At 32.7% G+C, this 15,358-nt stretch carries 11 protein-coding genes; 7 read left to right on the forward strand and 4 right to left on the reverse strand.

The features are described from left to right. Positions 1–9: 9 nt before the first annotated feature. On the reverse strand, positions 10–2,628 hold the full coding sequence (locus Q0772_RS12290; protein ID WP_298345144.1) for a T9SS type A sorting domain-containing protein: 2,619 nt from the start codon (positions 2,626–2,628) through the stop codon (positions 10–12). 39 nt (positions 2,629–2,667) lie between these two features. Here Q0772_RS12290 and Q0772_RS12295 point away from each other — a divergent pair, with 39 nt between their 5' ends. The 4 genes from Q0772_RS12295 to Q0772_RS12310 all read left to right on the forward strand — a co-directional run bounded on the left by Q0772_RS12295 (position 2,668) and on the right by Q0772_RS12310 (position 6,424). Beyond that, positions 2,668–3,492 carry an RNA methyltransferase gene (locus Q0772_RS12295; RefSeq protein WP_298345146.1) on the forward strand — a complete coding sequence of 275 codons (825 nt, stop codon included), beginning with the start codon at positions 2,668–2,670 and terminating at the stop codon, positions 3,490–3,492. Positions 3,493–3,501: 9 nt separating this feature from the next. Further along, positions 3,502–3,816, forward strand: a complete 315-nt coding sequence (locus tag Q0772_RS12300; RefSeq protein ID WP_109351152.1) for a GIY-YIG nuclease family protein — start codon at positions 3,502–3,504, stop codon at positions 3,814–3,816. A gap of 169 nt (positions 3,817–3,985) precedes the next feature. Then, entirely contained in the window at positions 3,986–5,218 is a 1,233-nt protein-coding gene (locus Q0772_RS12305; protein ID WP_298345150.1) for a M48 family metallopeptidase, read from the forward strand. Between the two features lie 363 nt (positions 5,219–5,581). After that, the gene (locus tag Q0772_RS12310; protein ID WP_298345153.1) at positions 5,582–6,424 is read left to right on the forward strand and encodes a VOC family protein; all 843 of its coding nucleotides are present in this window, start codon (positions 5,582–5,584) and stop codon (positions 6,422–6,424) included. A 74-nt stretch (positions 6,425–6,498) separates the two neighbouring features. Here Q0772_RS12310 and Q0772_RS12315 read toward each other — a convergent pair whose 3' ends face one another. Then, complete coding sequence (locus Q0772_RS12315; RefSeq protein ID WP_298345156.1) at positions 6,499–7,344, reverse strand: hypothetical protein; 846 nt, start codon at positions 7,342–7,344, stop codon at positions 6,499–6,501. A gap of 293 nt (positions 7,345–7,637) precedes the next feature. Here Q0772_RS12315 and Q0772_RS12320 point away from each other — a divergent pair, with 293 nt between their 5' ends. The 3 genes from Q0772_RS12320 (at position 7,638) to Q0772_RS12330 (ending at position 12,172) form a co-directional block, all read left to right on the forward strand. Then, positions 7,638–8,732, forward strand: a complete 1,095-nt coding sequence (locus Q0772_RS12320) for a T9SS type A sorting domain-containing protein (protein WP_298345159.1) — start codon at positions 7,638–7,640, stop codon at positions 8,730–8,732. A gap of 747 nt (positions 8,733–9,479) precedes the next feature. Next, a complete protein-coding gene (locus Q0772_RS12325; RefSeq protein ID WP_298345162.1) occupies positions 9,480–11,294 on the forward strand; it encodes a DEAD/DEAH box helicase in 1,815 nt (604 codons plus the stop codon). 101 nt (positions 11,295–11,395) lie between these two features. After that, a complete protein-coding gene (locus Q0772_RS12330; RefSeq protein ID WP_298345165.1) occupies positions 11,396–12,172 on the forward strand; it encodes a carboxypeptidase-like regulatory domain-containing protein in 777 nt (258 codons plus the stop codon). Between the two features lie 211 nt (positions 12,173–12,383). Here the strand turns inward: Q0772_RS12330 and Q0772_RS12335 are convergent, their stop codons facing one another. Next, positions 12,384–13,037: an RNA methyltransferase gene (locus Q0772_RS12335; RefSeq protein ID WP_298345167.1), complete on the reverse strand. Its 654-nt coding sequence runs from the start codon at positions 13,035–13,037 to the stop codon at positions 12,384–12,386. Between the two features lie 340 nt (positions 13,038–13,377). Next, entirely contained in the window at positions 13,378–15,243 is a 1,866-nt protein-coding gene (locus Q0772_RS12340; RefSeq protein WP_298345170.1) for a T9SS type A sorting domain-containing protein, read from the reverse strand. Positions 15,244–15,358 lie beyond the last annotated feature (115 nt).

The raw sequence follows: 15,358 nt of genomic DNA on the forward strand, positions 1-15,358 counted from the left end.
TATAAGTACTTATTTAACAATAAGCTTTTTTGTGGTTTTTGAAGTACCATCATCAACTTTTAAAAAGTACATGCCCTTTGTTAATTGAGATACATCAATTTTTAATGATGCATCTTCAACTTCATTAGTTTTATCAAAAACACGTTTTCCCTGAATATCATAAATATTTATTTTAATTGTTTTATTGATGCCTTTACCAAAATTTAACTCAATAAAACTACGTGTTGGATTTGGATATATAGAGAAAACAGAACTATTAATTTCTGTATTTGAAAGTGTTGTAGTAAATTCAGTTTCAAACGTATTAGTTATTACAGCTGGATTAAAATCAAAATAAATTTCAGCAGTGTTTGGTATAATATCTCCAACGCTATAACCTGCTAATGGTTTTATTTTGTAGTGTAGATAACCATGGCTATTGGGTTCGTCCATATCTTCACTTGGTAAGTAGATATCATCAAATTGCCAGTTTAATTGATTATTAGTTCTTGTAAATACATTTGCATGACTAGAACTGAGCATTTGGATGGTTGATTTATCTAATCTAGAATCTAAAGTATTATCAATAGAAACATTAATAGCATCAGCTGTTCCAACGTTTTGGAATCTAATTGTATAATATAGATAATCTTCTGAACCAAAACTACTATGAAGAATTTCTGGTCCGTGAGATTCTAATATATCATTGGGATCGTAGGAGCCGATGACTACTTCGGATAAAATTGAGGTGTTGTTTTCCAAATAATTGTCATTGTCTTGAGTAACATAAGCCGAGGTATTTGTAACAATAGTTCCAAGTTCTATATCTGTCGGACTTGTCATAAAAATTTGAATATACTCTGTATCTCCAGGGCTCAAATTCACAAAATCTAAATTAAATCCATTTATATTTTGAAGAAACGAATAATTCAAATTATCACTCTCTGCTCTAACGAACGTTAGTTGCGAATCTGCTACGAATTCTATTGTTCCAGAAGAAATATGCGTAGTGCCCAAATTTTGTAAAACAAGGTAGTTCTGATGCTCAAAACCCGGCCTTGGTGCAGCAAAATCATTTATAAGATAAACACTTAAATCTTCACAATCTTCAATTTCCACAATTGGAAAGTCAATCTCATAAGTACTGCTCGGTGAAACACTAATATTATCGAAAACACTTATGGGATTGTTAAAACAATTTAATGATTCTTCATTAAGCTCATAGCTAATCTTAAAAATATCCGTTTCTTTATCGGCTACTATTATAGCTTGTCCATTAGAGGATACAATTTCAGTAATTATACCATCATTATTTTTTTCATAACTAAAGGTTCCTCTAGAATAATATAACTCATCAACATCAAAACTTCCATTCATATTGCTATCCAAAAATGCTGACAACTCGATAAGCCCAACATCACTTGAACAATTAACATTAATATCTATTGGTATATAGGTTTCAGGATTTCTATTACAGGTATTTAAAATTGAATAAAATTCAAGAGTAATCTTGTTTCCTGTAGACTGGAACGCAAGCCCTTTTAATGTATTAACGCGATTAGTAGAGGTTGGTGTTCCATTTCCATTATACAACTCCGTTCCGTCAGAATCCCTGACCACTATATAACCTGAATTAGAGCCAAAAGTATCAATCGTACCATCTACAATTTCAAACGTTAAAGGTGAACCTCCAGTATTAATAAAGGTATAGCTTCTATCATCCGAGGTTTGACAAAAATTCAAGTTAAATGTTTCCCCACATTCTACCTCGCATGATGCGTTAAAATTGAAAAACAAACTTGTATAGTTGTAACAACCAGATTGGTTGTCATCAACTCTAACAAAAATTTCTTTTGTGCCAAAAGTAAATTCAAAGGTACTGGGGTTCTCGATTGGATTAGTTTTACCAAGCATATCGAGAAAATCATTGTAATAAGAAAACGTAAGACCTTCGGTATTTTCAACTAGTTGGGGCACGTAGGCTGTTAAATCATAAGCACCAACTTCGGTGGGGCAGTAAAATTGTGTTGGCAGATCATTAATTATAGGTGGTTCTATGTTATTTACACTAATTTCCAATTCCTTTATTGTTGCACAATTACTTCCAGATTTCATATAGATAGTTTCTGGGTTAGAAGTGTTTTCATAAATTAAAGGAATAGCATTACGCCCTCTTGAGGCATCTTCCATTGTTGGAAAAAAAGAAACATAATGACCTGTTTCTTGTCTGATTTTGTTACGGATTGATCCCAAATAAAAGGTGGCAATACCATCAGAATTTGCCTCGCATATTTCGTAGACTTCATTTTCAAAAACAGGAAATGACTGGACTTCAAGATAAATTATAGCAGTCTCAACGCAATTTCCTTGATCTAAACGAGCAAACACCCTATCACGATAAGGAGTTATATTCGAAAAACTGGACGGCAAAGGATTAATTCCTTGGTTGGCATCGGAGAAGGTTCTATGCAATGAATCTGGAGAGTAAAAATTGATGTCATTTATAGAAAAAACCGTTATTCCATCAGCGATATCATCGTCGCACTTAATTACTTCTTGGTCAAAAATAGTAGGGAATTCGCATTGAGCAGCGATTTTCTCAACATTAAAAAGAATAAATATAAAAAAGAAAAGAAAAGTCTGTCTCATAGTTTATAGTAAATTTGCACAAACAAACCTAGTAAATAATTGACTACAAAAACAATTTTAAGTACACAAAACTCATTTATTCGTCAACTTGTTCAGTTAAAAGATAAGTCGCGCGAACGCAAAAAAACAGGCTTTTTTTTAATTGAAGGTATGCGCGAAATTACTCTTGCTATTAAGGGTGGATACGAGTTAGAAACCATTTTATTTTATCCAGATTTGTTTTCATTGGAACAACTAAACGATCTAACTTCGAATGTCATGTTGAGCGCAGTCGAAACCCAATTAAACTGTATTGAAGTTTCAAAAGAAGTTTATCAAAAATTAGCTTACCGCGATACTACTGAAGGTGTTTTAGCAGTTGGAAAATCAAAGACAAATAGTTTAAGTGATTTGAGTTTTGAAACGAAAAACCCATTAATTCTAATCGCTGAAGCTCCAGAAAAACCTGGAAATATTGGTGCTATTTTAAGAACCGCTGATGCTGCCAATGTAGATGCGGTAATTATTGCTAACCCGAAAACGGATTTATACAATCCTAATATTATTCGCTCTAGTGTAGGCTGCGTGTTTACCAATCAAATTGCTACTGGAAATACTTCTGAAATTATTAATTTTTTGAAATCAAAAAACATTGCTATTTATTGTGCAGCGTTACAAACTTCTGTGGATTATCATACTCAAGATTTTAAAAAACCAACTGCTATTGTTGTTGGTACTGAAGCTACTGGTTTGAGCGATGCATGGTTAGAAAACTCGACTCGAAATATTATAATTCCCATGCAAGGTGAAATAGATTCTATGAATGTTTCGGTTGCTGCAGGAATTCTTATTTTTGAAGCTAAGAGGCAGAGAGGATTTAAATAGACTATAAACATGTATTTCTATTACGTCTATATCTTAAAATGTTCTGATAATTCTTATTACACGGGAATAACCAATGACTTAGATAAACGAATTAAAGAACATACCTACGGAAAATATAGAGATTGTTACACTTATAAGCGAAGACCAATAGAAGTTAAGTTTTACGAAACTTTTAATGATGTATTGCAAGCCATATATTTTGAAAAGAAAATAAAAAGGTGGACACGTGCAAAGAAAAAAGCCTTAATTGATGGGGATTTTGATATGCTTCAAATATTGGCTGAGTGCAGAAATGCAACTCATTATAAATATAGAGGTAAATAAGCACATCGAATTAGCTTGACATTATCTAAATTTAAAAACTACCATATTCAAAAGCTTTAACTGTGTCATGTTGAGTGCAGTCGAAACACATTAAAAAACGGAATTATCATGCACTTCGACTACGCTCAGTGTGACAGAATAGTTTAATTTAGCCTCTCAAATATATAACATGAATTCAACTAATCTATTTTACATCATCATCGCCATTATTGTTATCAATTTTATAGTTGATAAAGTACTTGACGCGTTAAATGCAAAACATTTTAATGATACACTACCTGCAGAATTACAAGATGTTTATGATGATGCTGAATATAAAAAATCGCAAAACTATAAGGCTACAAATTATAAATTTGGGCTACTAACCTCAACATTTTCACTTCTTTTAACTTTAGGGTTTTTATGGTTTGATGGTTTTGAGTTTGTAGATACTATTGCTAGAGGTTATAGTAAAAATCCGATTGTTGTAGCACTCATTTTCTTTGGTATCATTATGATTGGTAGTGATATTTTAACCACACCATTTTCCTATTACAGCACCTTTGTTATTGAAGAAAAATTTGGGTTTAATAAAACCACAGTAAAAACTTTCTTTTTAGATAAAATTAAAGGTTGGTTAATGATGGCTATTGTTGGCGGTGGTATTCTGGCGTTGATTATTTGGTTTTATCAAGCTACAGGGAAACACTTTTGGTTATATGCTTGGGCTCTAGTGGCGGTTTTCACTTTGTTTATGAATATGTTTTATTCCAAGCTTATTGTGCCGCTTTTTAATAAACAAACACCTTTAGAAGAGGGCACGTTGCGCGATAAAATTTCGACATACGCAGAAACGGTTGGATTTAAATTAGATAAGATTTTTGTAATTGATGGCTCTAAACGTAGTACCAAAGCCAATGCTTATTTCTCTGGGTTTGGAAGTGAAAAACGTGTAACGCTTTATGACACTCTAATTAACGATTTAGAAGATGAAGAAATTGTGGCTGTTCTGGCACACGAAGTTGGACACTACAAAAAGAAACACATTATTTTTAATTTGTTTGCTTCTATTTTATTGACGGGGTTGACGCTTTATATTTTATCGTTGTTTATTTCAAACCCATTATTATCTCAAGCTTTGGGTGTTGAAATTCCTAGTTTTCATATTGGACTTATTGCTTTTGGGCTACTCTACTCGCCTATTTCTGAAATTACTGGGTTGATTATGAATGTATTTTCTAGGAAGTTTGAATACCAAGCGGATGATTATGCTAAAAACACGTATAAGAGCGAACCACTTATTACATCACTAAAAAAACTTTCTAAAAATAGTTTAAGTAATTTAACGCCACATCCTGCTTATGTATTTATGCATTATTCGCATCCTACGCTTTTGCAACGGATTGGGAATTTGAGGAAATAAGATCATTGCGAGGCACGATATAATCTCAGAAAATTTTATATCAACAAGTTGTAAAATGATTTTGATTTACTTTATTTGTTTAAAAGATTTCGGCTTGCTTCATTTAACGTTGAGGTTAAAGTATCTTCTACTGAACTTATTTTAGTATTAAAAGGACACAAATCTACGGGCCATTGCTTGCAATTACAGCTTCGAACAACACAATTTATTACAAGTAATTTCTTTTCTCATTTTTGAATCATAACTACATATCTAATAATATTTAGTATCTTAACTTAATCATTGAAATTTTCAAATCCAATGCAAATCGCAAAATATATGAAGAGAGCAATCCTTTTAATTCTAATACTATCTTGTCTATCAATGGGAACAAAAGCTGAAAAAGCACTCCCCATCTTAGGAATAGCCCATGTGGCGTTTCAAGTATCAAGTTTAGAGCAATCGCGTGCATTCTATACGGCTTTTTATGGATTTGAATTTGCATTTGCTGCGTATGAAGATCAAGAGGCTTGGTATTTAAAAATAAACGACGACCAGTTTGTGAAGTTAGTCTCAAAGCCTGAGGGAACGGATGACAACCGGTTAGTTGAAATCGCATTTCAAGTTTCAGATATCGAGACTACTATTGCTATGCTCAAAGACAGAGGGCTCAACCCAACGCCTGTAGAAAAAAATTCCGATGGTACCTTAGCTAGTACTCTAATAGATCCAGACGGGCATAACCTTATATTTGTTGAATACACATCCAGCTCCAAGCAAACATTAGCTAAAGGCAAGTATCTTGGGTCTAAACGGGTTTCCGATCGTTTGCTGCATGTAGGCATCACTATTACTGATGAAAAGGCTGCAAACACATTGTATCGAGATGCTTTAGGATTTAAAGAGATTTGGCGCGGATCGCGTAAAGATGGTGGTCCAGATGCTTGGGTGAATATGCAGTTACCGGGAGATAACGGTGACTACGTTGAGTATATTCTTATAAACAATATGGAACTAAGTAGAAGGCAAATGGGCACAATGCATCATATGTGCCTTTTAACTGATGAAATACAAAAAGCGCATCGCGATTTGTTATTGAATGGCTTGTCTGATCTTCAACGCTATGAGCCCATGATTGCTCGTAACAACCGCTGGGTATGCAATGTGCACGATCTTGATGGTACACGTTGCGAAATTATGGAATCAAAAGACGCTATAACTGAATGATAAATAAAGTAATTGCTTAAAAAAGTTTACACAAATTTTTAGCTATAATTTTTATAGAATTTTCTAGTGCAAAACTAAGGTATTTCTACAGAAACCTTACCGTTTAAGACATCTCCATTTCTTAAAGTAGTATTACAAAAAATTATTGTTATGGTTTTACCATCATTATTAACAAATAATTCAGTTTCTGGTGTTGAATCAGTTTCAGGCATTAACACTTGATTAGTAGATCTTACTAATTCTCTTTGAATATTAGTAATATCAAACTCGTAATCAACACCAAAATATTGCCCAGTCTTAGGATAACCGTTGTCTTGTTCATTAAAATTAATTTCATATATATCTGGCCATCTTCCAAATCTAAAACCAACATTTCCATCGCTACAACATAATGGATCTGTAATTTCTACAGTAGCATTTCTCCATTCGCCAGAAACACTATAATAATTATCCTGTACATGATCACAAGGTATTTCTGAAGTTGTAAATGACTTCCAATTATCTTTTTCACTAGATCCGTTTTTGGTAAATGCAGAATAATAGTATGTAGTATTGGGCTCTAAACTATCAATGTTATGATCAAAATTATAAGTTCCATTAAAATAAGGAACTTCACCTTCAAGCGTTATAACTTGGTCATTACTTGAATCATTTTCATCACCAGACCTAAATATAAACCCTACATTATATGCATCGGACTCTTGGAAAAATATATTAGAATAATCTATGAAACCGTTTAAAGTTACAGACTGTTGCGAAATATATGTAACGTAAGACAACACTCTAGGTGCTTCATAAATTTCTGTTTTATCATCATTCTTATCATGATCTTCAGAGACCATATCATCACTTGAAGCATCGCTTTCTCCGCAAGAGTTAAAAGCTAATAATACAAATAGTAGTGCAATAAATTTTTTCATTTGGAACGACTTTATATAAAATATAAAGCGAAAATACTTACTTTAGTTCAATTTTGCTATCTTTTTAATTAAGATATATGCGATGTCTCAATCGTACCTCATTTCGACATGACAATACGGTTTTAGTCATTTCGACGATAGGAGAAATCGCATGGTTTTTGTTTTGGTTTAAAGTTGAATTTGTAAAAATTTTCATCTACCTTCGTTTAACGTCGGATATAAAACATTAAAACGTTGTCATATCCGCATAAGTTATATTTAATTGAAAAAAAATCCGAACTAACATTCAAATAATGAAACAAACTTTATTCTTCCTTTTATCAACACTTTTATGCTGGAATATAACTTATTCTCAAATTGCGAATGGACCTTTGGTTTATGAAACATGCGATGATAACGTAGAGTCTGATGGTGATTTATCTAATGATTCTGTCCAATTCGATTTAAGTTCATTGGATTTCCAAATATTAGGAAGTCAAAACCCTTCAGGTTTCACAGTAAGCTACCATTTAACGCAAATAGATGCGGATAATAATATAAATCCTCTTCCAATATTATATACAAATACTTCTAATCCTGAGACAATATTTGGTAGAGTTAGTGAAAATAGTTCCTCAAATTTTGACACTACAACAATAACTTTAATCGTAAATAATTTACCTAATATTAATTTGAGTGGCGATTTTTTTATTTGTAATACAGGTTCAACAACTATCATAGATACCAATCCAGCTGAAACAAATTATACGTATGAATGGACTTTAAACGGTTCTTTTCTTCCAGAAAGTTCAAGTACTTTAACAATTGACCAAGCTGGAAATTATGCTGTAATTGTAACTAAATATTCTAACGTAACTGCATGTTCAATTCAAGATGGATTTACAATCCAAGAAATCGATTGTATAGATACAGATTCAGATGGTGTTATAGATTTTGAGGAGGATTTAAATTCTAATGGCAACTTAGAGGATGATAATACAGATATGGATAGTTTAGCAAACTATTTAGACAATGATGATGACAATGACGGAATCTTAACAATAGATGAAGACTACAATAATAATGGAGACCCGACAGACGATGACACGGATAATAGTGGAATTCCAGATTATTTGGAATCGAATGTAGCCTTAAGTATCTTATCATTTAAAAAACTGAACTTCAAAATGTTTCCCAACCCTTCCAATGATTTAGTTACAATAAAATCTTCAAATACAATTTCTAATATTTTAATTTTCGATGTTCAAGGAAAACAAGTTGATTTAGAAATTATAAAAGACTCAATTTCTGAAATATATTTCAGCGTTAAAGATTTAAAATCTGGAATTTATTTTATTAAAATCCAAAATAATTTTACACAGTCAATAAAGAAATTGGTTGTTGAATAATCAAAAGTCTAAAAACAACTAAATATAACAACGTGTATAATTAATTGCTAGGTCACTGCCGACTTACGAAAATTCCGCTGGAATTTTCTATCTGTGATTTGTTTGCTAACTTAGTTGCTTAACCACGCAACTAACCATACACAACAACGTTAAACGAAACTTCAAAATTACACAAAAAGCATTAAACAGATTAGAACAGTCGTACCTCCTTGGCAATGACGTTGGCAGATACTTGCGTTAGGGATTGCAGCGGCATCCTTTTTTTTAAAACACCCAAAAATTTTATTTAGAATTAGGTTTAGGCAGATTGCCACGTCGAAAACTCCTCGCAATGACGTTAAAAAAGATATAGCGAAAAGCCCGACCCTTGTGGTAACGCCCAAATAATTATAATTAAACGCCTTATAATGAGATTCCTGCCTTCGCAGGAATGACAAGTCAAATAATAGTGTATCTTTGCGCCTTGAAACTCAAAATGAGTTTACTCCTCAGGGTGAGGATGTGTTACTGGAAGTTTAAGGTTAATACCTTATTAATTTTGAAATAGTGCGTATAGAAATTGTATTATTTTTTGTTTGTTTGAGGCAAAAAATATAAGCATAGCATCGCTACGGTTCTCTTTTTTAACGAAGAACAGGCGAAAAAGAAACAATTTATTAGTGCTATTTTGAAGTTAAAAAGGTATCTGTATGTCGATGCGCTTCTTTATGTAACACCACATAACAATATCGCATACATTAAACAATAATGAGCACATTCCAAGATTTAGGTCTTAATGACGACCTATTACAAGCCATTACAGATTTAGGATTTGAAAAACCTAGTGAAGTACAAGAAAAAGCAATCCCAATTTTATTAGAATCTGAAACCGATTTAGTGGCATTGGCCCAAACCGGAACGGGTAAAACCGCCGCATTTGGTTTCCCGATGTTAGAGAAAATTGATGTAGCTAGTAGAACCACGCAGGGTTTAATTTTATCGCCTACCAGAGAGCTTTGTTTACAGATTACCAACGAGATGAAATTGTATGGTAAATATTGTAAAGGACTTAACGTGGTAGCGGTTTACGGTGGATCGAGTATTACAGACCAAGCACGTGAGATTAAACGTGGTGCACAAATAATTGTGGCGACTCCAGGCCGTATGAAAGATATGATTAACAGACGTTTGGTTGATATTTCTAAAATCCAGTATTCGGTTTTAGATGAGGCTGATGAGATGCTTAACATGGGCTTTAAAGAGGATATTACTGATATTTTATCGCACACACCAGAGGATAAAAACACGTGGTTGTTTTCTGCTACAATGCCTAGAGAAGTATCTAGAATTGCTAAAAACTTTATGCATAACCCACAGGAAATTACTGTTGGAAATAAGAATGAGAGTACAAGTAATGTATCTCATGAATATTATTTAGTAAATGCTAGAGATAGATACCAAGCATTAAAACGTTTAAGTGATGCTAACCCTGATATATTTTCGGTTATTTTTTGTAGAACAAAACGTGATACACAAAAGGTTGCTGAAAAACTGATTGAAGATGGATATAGTGCTGGGGCTTTACATGGGGATTTGAGTCAAAATCAACGTGATATCGTGATGAAATCGTTTAGAAACAAACAAATACAAATGCTAGTAGCTACCGATGTGGCGGCTCGTGGTATTGATGTTGATGATATTACACACGTAATAAATTACCAATTACCTGACGAGATTGAAACCTACACACACCGTTCTGGTAGAACAGGACGTGCTGGAAAAACGGGAGTTTCAATGGTTATTGTTTCTAAAAGTGAAGTGCGTAAAATTAAAAGTATTGAGCGCATTATTAAACGCCAATTTGATAAAAAAGAAATTCCTGATGGTGCTGATATTTGCGAAGTGCAATTGATGTCTTTGGCTAATAAAATACACAACACAGAAATTAATCATGAAATTGATAAGCATTTGGCTAATATTAATGAGTTATTTGCTGATACGGATAAAGATGAATTGATTAAAAAATTCTTCTCGGTTGAGTTTACTCGTTTTTACAATTACTACAACAAATCTAAAAACCTTAATGTAGCAGAAGGTTCTTATGATAGTAGTGAAGGCAGAAACAGAGGCGGTAAATCTACACGTTACTTTATTAACGTTGGTGGTAAAGATGGTTTTGATTGGATGAAGTTAAAAGACTTCTTAAAAGAGCAATTAGGACTTGGTAGAGATGATGTCTTTAAAGTGGAAACTAAAGACAGCTTCTCGTTTTTTAATACAGAAAACGAACTTAAAGAGAAAGTATTAGCCCATTTTACCGACTTTAAACACGAAGGCCGTTTTGTAAATGTTGAAGTTTCAGAAAACCGTGGTGGAGGAAGACGTGGAGATAGACGCGGCGGCGGTGGAAGACGTGATGGTGGAAAAAGACGTGACGACAGACGTAGTGGCGGTAAACGCGATGACAGAAAAGAAAGCTCTGGAAACAGAGGTGATAGACGCAGAAGTGATAGTGGCTCTAAACCTAGACGTTCTAATTCTAGTGATTTTGGAAGTTCTAGACCTAGACGTTCTAGACGATAAGTTTAAACCTTTCTGTTAATATTTAGTCAAAATAAAAAGCTTAATTCTATTGCTAAAGTTTTCTTTAGTACTTTTATAAAAAAATTAGCGTTGAATATTTCATGAGGTATTACCTATTTATCATTTTTATGTTTTGCTTTTCTGTTATTGGTATGGCACAAGAAGCAGATAAGGTTTTAGGTATTGTACTTAATTCTGCTGATAAAAGTGCCTTAGAAAACGTTAATATTGTAAACCTTAATCAAGTTATAGGAACAACCACGAACAAAAAAGGAGAGTTTCAAATTTCGGCTAAAGTTAATGATACGCTTCACTTTTCCTATTTAGGTTTTAAATCCATAAAAGTTAGAGTAACTAATGACTGGTTAAAGTTTGGAAGCTCAAATATTGAACTTACAGAACTCGCTTTAGCACTAGAAGAAGTGGTTGTAAATCAACTAAAGCTTACGGGCTATTTAGAAGTAGACATAAAACAAGTGCCAGATATTAATACCAACTACCGTTACAGTATTTCTGGCTTACAAGGCACTGGTTACGAGGCAAGTAAAAAATCTGGATTAACCAAAGTTATAGGCTCCATTTTTAACCCTGCCGATTTTTTACATCGTATGTTTGGCAAAAAACCAAACGAGCTGCGTAAGCTCAAAAAGATGAAAGAAGATGATGAGATCCGAAACCTATTAGCATCTCGTTTTGATAGGGAAATGCTAACTGTTTTACTACAAGTAGAACGTGTAGATTTGGATGAAATTGTTAGTCAATGCAACTACTCTAGAGGTTTTATACAAACTGCCAACGATCTTCAAATCTTAGATGCCATTAGCGAGTGTTACGAAGAGTACAAGCTATTAAGTAGAGGCAGAAGTCGTAAAATTTAATTTTTGGGCGTTACCCAAGGGTCGGGCTTTACGCTATATCTTTTTTAACGTCATTGCGAGGAGTTTTCGACGTGGCAATCTGCCTAAACCTAATTCTAAATAAAATTTTTAGGTGTTTTAAAAAAAAGGATGCCGCTGCAATCCCTAACGCGGGCAAACCTGCCAGATTTATTATCTCACCAACTATTTTATAATCTCTTAAAAAAGTAACCTACTTAGCATAAAACCGCTCAACAATCTCATCATAACTTTTTATGGTTTTTTTACACCAATCCACTCTTTTCTCTAAAATTTCGTTTTTAGATAACTGCCATTTAATATCGGTTTGTTTCAATTTTGTAGTAACATACTGTAAAATTATGGCTGCAGAAACAGAAATATTTAAACTCTCTGTAAAGCCAACCATCGGAATTTTTAAGTAACAATCGGCATGATCTAAAACTTCTTTTGAAAGTCCCTCGGTTTCTCTTCCAAAGAAAAAACAAGATTTTTTAGTAACGTCAAAATCATGTAATTCACAATCATCAGTATGAGGCGTTGTCGCAACTATTTGATACCCTTTTTGTTTTACATCTGAAATACAATCATGTACTGTATGATAACGATTTAAATCTACCCACTTTTGTGCGCCCATAGCAATTTCTCTATCAATACGTTTAGAGTTTTGCTCTTCAACAATATTTACCTCTTGAATACCAAACACATCACAGCTTCGTATTACGGCACTGGTGTTATGCAATTGATACACATCTTCCGTAGCCACTGTAAAGTGCTTTGTACGTTGTGATAGAACTGTTTCAAAACGTTGTTTTCTATGTTCTGTTAAATAGGTCTCTAAGTGTTCAAGGAGCTTAAGGTCGGTCATAATAATGCTAAAAATCTAATTTAATAAAAATGAGTAGATTCCTGCCTTTACTGGAATGACAAATAATATCTATTTTTATACCATAAAGATACTAGTTTTAAGATTTTTTGTTAGTTAAGAAAGTAGAGAATTTAAAATAATAATTACCTGTTAGTCTATGAACCAAAAGATTAATACAATGGGTAAATTAAATATGAAAAACACAGAGTGTAACTATTTAGTTAGCTCAAAACAAATTGTAAGGTTATATTTATCACACTATTCTAAAAATAGGTTAGCTATTTATTATCCATATTAATTAAAAAATCTCAGATTAAATATTAACCTGAGATTTTAAAACTTATTTCTTAATGAATTTAGTTGTATTTCCGTTTATAACCTTTAGAAAATATAATCCACTATTTAAGTTTTCAACATTAATTATGCTCTGATCAAAGATTGAACCATTTAATATTTCTTTACCTAGAGAATTATAAATTATATAATTTACTTCTTCTTTCAACCCTAAAACTTGAATATAATCATCTGTAGGGTTAGGGTATACTTTATAGTTTTCTAAAATGGATTGGTTCGCTATAGAAAGTATTGAAAAACTATATTTTGCAATTCTCGATTGTCCTGAGGTAGAAGAGTCTGCAGAAAAATACAAATCACTTCCATTTGCAGCTAAAACCTCTGGATTACTTAGACCAGTTAAGACTTCAGTAGTTGTTATAGGTAGGCTTTCTGTAATATCAATTTTAGAAATTTTATTACCATCGGCTTCAGAAATATATAAATCATTACCATTTAATGCTAAATGTAATGGTTTGTTAAGTCCAGTTGCAACATTTGTAGCGGTTGTAGGCAGGCTAGAAGTAATATCTATTTTAGAAATTTTGTTAGCATCTGGTTCTGCAATATATAAATCATTACCTATTAATTCTATGTCTAATGGTGTGGTTAACCCAGTAGCAATATCAGTAGTTGTAGTTGGCAAACTAGCTGTAATATCTATTTTAGAAATTTTACCTGCTCCTAGTTCAGAAATATATAAATCATTACCATTTATTTCTAAAAATGCTGGTTCATTTAATCCAGTTACTACGTCGATAACAGAAGGGAACGAAAGAGAAATATCAATTTTAGAAACTTTATTCGCTGTTGCTTGAGCAAAATACAAGTCATTACCATTCAATAGTAATCCCGTAGGTTCACTTAATCCACTTATTATGGTATTTGGTACAGGAGAAGTATCCGTAATATTTATTTTAAGAATATTATCACTTTGAGTATAATACAATTCATTACCCACTAATAAGAATCCCGTAAGGCCGCTATTTGTTGGATTTAAAACATCAGTAATTTGAGCGTTTAAGGTAAAATCCTCTTTTGTTACTATTTTTCCAAAATTTTCTTGGGGCATGTATAAAGTAGTACCACTAATTACTACATCCCTTAAAAAATCTGTACTACTGCCTGTATCCATAGCCTCTGTTGTTATGTTAGAAGGATTAGAAAAAGGCACTTTCTTAATAATTCCAGCGTCAGAGAAATACAAAAAATCATTATACACATAAACACCTCTTACATTTACATTGGTGATAAATGAGTTAAGTGTTGGTGTAACTTGCGAAGCATCAACAGAATAAATAATTCCAGTGCCTCCACCAGCATCTCTGTCACCAATATATAAAGTATTACCATTAAACTCCATATCCTGTGGATTTGTTAAACCTGTTAATACTGTATTAACTGGCGGATTAGTAATGGTAACATCTATTTTTTTAAGGGATGTTCCCCCTCCTGATAAACTTTCATCTGTAAAATAAAGTTCATTGTTATACAAATCTATTGTAGCAATATAGCCAAAACCTGAAGCAATCGTAGTTACAACACTTGGTGTATTAATGTTAAAACTTACCAATGAACTTTCTCCCGTAGCATCGTTAACGTCTGAAATATAAATAGTATTACCATCTTTAATCAAACCGCCAATTCCAAATGAAACAGATGTTGTAAATAATACATTAGTTGATGGATTGGTATCTGTCAAATCAATTTCAATTAATTCACCTGGCGAAGCTACACCTTTAATGTAAATAACATTATCATCAATAATCAAACGACTTGGTTCGTTAGTAAGTCCTGTTACAAAATCTGTTACTTGGGCTTGTAAATAAAAGTGTGACGTAATTAAAAATACGAGAAGTAATTTTGTTTTCATAAAGTATGGTTTATTTTAATTTCAATATTAGTTCTCTTTAATGTTTCAAACAATACCTACTTTTAGGTATATTTAAAATCAAATTCTATAAACGGATGAACAACTCGGATAAACG

It is taken from the genome of uncultured Algibacter sp., from assembly GCF_947490405.1.
Lineage (GTDB): Bacteria > Bacteroidota > Bacteroidia > Flavobacteriales > Flavobacteriaceae > Algibacter_B.

Excerpts from the sequence above, each read along its gene's own strand:
- Q0772_RS12320 (WP_298345159.1), top strand. The coding sequence starts at position 7,638 with ATGAAACAAACTTTATTCTTCCTTTTATCAACACTTTTATGCTGGAAT.
- Q0772_RS12330 (WP_298345165.1), top strand. The coding sequence starts at position 11,396 with ATGAGGTATTACCTATTTATCATTTTTATGTTTTGCTTTTCTGTTATT.
- Q0772_RS12305 (WP_298345150.1), top strand. The coding sequence starts at position 3,986 with ATGAATTCAACTAATCTATTTTACATCATCATCGCCATTATTGTTATC.
- Q0772_RS12300 (WP_109351152.1), top strand. The coding sequence starts at position 3,502 with ATGTATTTCTATTACGTCTATATCTTAAAATGTTCTGATAATTCTTAT.
- Q0772_RS12340 (WP_298345170.1), bottom strand. The coding sequence starts at position 15,243 with ATGAAAACAAAATTACTTCTCGTATTTTTAATTACGTCACACTTTTAT.
- Q0772_RS12290 (WP_298345144.1), bottom strand. The coding sequence starts at position 2,628 with ATGAGACAGACTTTTCTTTTCTTTTTTATATTTATTCTTTTTAATGTT.
- Q0772_RS12310 (WP_298345153.1), top strand. The coding sequence starts at position 5,582 with ATGGGAACAAAAGCTGAAAAAGCACTCCCCATCTTAGGAATAGCCCAT.
- Q0772_RS12335 (WP_298345167.1), bottom strand. The coding sequence starts at position 13,037 with ATGACCGACCTTAAGCTCCTTGAACACTTAGAGACCTATTTAACAGAA.
- Q0772_RS12315 (WP_298345156.1), bottom strand. The coding sequence starts at position 7,344 with ATGAAAAAATTTATTGCACTACTATTTGTATTATTAGCTTTTAACTCT.
- Q0772_RS12325 (WP_298345162.1), top strand. The coding sequence starts at position 9,480 with ATGAGCACATTCCAAGATTTAGGTCTTAATGACGACCTATTACAAGCC.